This window comes from Aeromonas sp. QDB17 (assembly GCF_027705305.1).
In the GTDB taxonomy this organism is placed as follows: Bacteria; Pseudomonadota; Gammaproteobacteria; order Enterobacterales; family Aeromonadaceae; genus Aeromonas; species Aeromonas caviae.
Genome location: NZ_JAPDBP010000062.1, coordinates 1 through 578, shown reverse-complemented (window position 1 = coordinate 578; position 578 = coordinate 1). Strand labels below are relative to the sequence as shown.

Genomic DNA, 578 nt, shown 5'->3' with positions numbered 1-578 from the left:
TGGTCAATGGCACGCTCCGGCTCCGGAATGTAGGTGTCCAGGTGGCCAGCCAGTTCCAGGATCTTCTCTTCCCACTGAGCTTCGCCTTCCAGCGCTTTCAGTGCGGAACCACGGACTACCGGCAGGTCATCACCCGGGAAGTCGTACTCGGACAGCAGTTCGCGAACTTCCATCTCGACCAGTTCCAGCAGCTCTTCGTCATCTACCATGTCGCACTTGTTCATGAACACGATGATGTACGGAACGCCTACCTGACGACCCAGCAGGATGTGCTCACGAGTCTGCGGCATCGGGCCGTCAGTCGCTGCTACTACCAGGATTGCGCCGTCCATCTGGGCAGCACCGGTGATCATGTTTTTAACGTAGTCGGCGTGACCCGGGCAATCTACGTGAGCGTAGTGGCGGGTAGCAGTGTCGTATTCTACGTGGGAGGTGTTGATGGTGATACCACGCTCACGCTCTTCCGGTGCCTTGTCGATCTGGTCGAAGGCGAAAGCTTTACCACCGAAGTGCTTGGCCAGCACGTTGGTGATGGCGGCGGTCAGGGTGGTTTTACCGTGGTCAACGTGGCCGATGGT

General features: G+C 58.1%; 1 protein-coding gene. It reads right to left on the bottom strand.

The window, feature by feature from the left end; all coding sequences use genetic code 11:
• Window positions 1-578: GTP-binding protein (locus OKC41_RS21065; protein ID WP_270672348.1), on the bottom strand; the 578-nt coding region annotated here is incomplete at both ends.